General features: G+C 41.5%; 1 pseudogene. It reads left to right on the forward strand.

The window, feature by feature from the left end:
• A pseudogene (locus GMC_RS0105635) lies at positions 1–656 on the forward strand (hypothetical protein); the annotation flags it as partial.

A 656-nucleotide genomic window follows, 5' to 3' on the forward strand; every position in this document is an offset into this window, starting at 1 on the left:
GGCAGGGCATTTGTTTGTACTTCAACGTGATGCAGGTATGACAACTTTAGCTACAGAAGTAATTCCTAACACAGGTGGCTTGGATAGTTATCAAATAGTTAGTATCCCAGGAATTGAATTTGGAGGTGATTCGCAAGATATAGCAATCGCTTTAGGGGGAACAACGGGAACAGGAACAGTTAATATCGAATCTTTCTATTTGACTTTAGATAATGATCCTGATTTAGTTGGTGGTACACCTACTAACCCGACAACACCTACCAATCCTACTACACCTACTAATCCTACTACGCCACCAACTAACCCTACACCTCCGTCAAGTGGATCTGGAGTGGTTAGTGCTAATGGATTGATGCAAGTAGACGGAAATCAAATTGAAAATAAAAATGGAGTTCCCTTTAGTGTAGCAGGAAACAGCATGTTTTGGAGTGGATTTCAAACAGTTGGAGGTAAATTTTATACAAAAGAAGTTGTGGATCATTTAGCCCAAAATTGGAAGGCAGGTGTTGTAAGAGCAGCTATGGCTGTTGAAGAAGCTGACGGTGATGGAGGTGTACCACCAACAAGTGCAAGGTTTCCAGAAGCAAGAGTCGCGAATCCAAGCGGAAGAGGATACTTTAATAATCCTGAGGGAGAATTAGCAAAGGTTAAGACAA

This window comes from Aquimarina agarivorans, assembly GCF_000218485.1.
Classification (GTDB): Bacteria; Bacteroidota; Bacteroidia; order Flavobacteriales; family Flavobacteriaceae; genus Aquimarina; species Aquimarina agarivorans.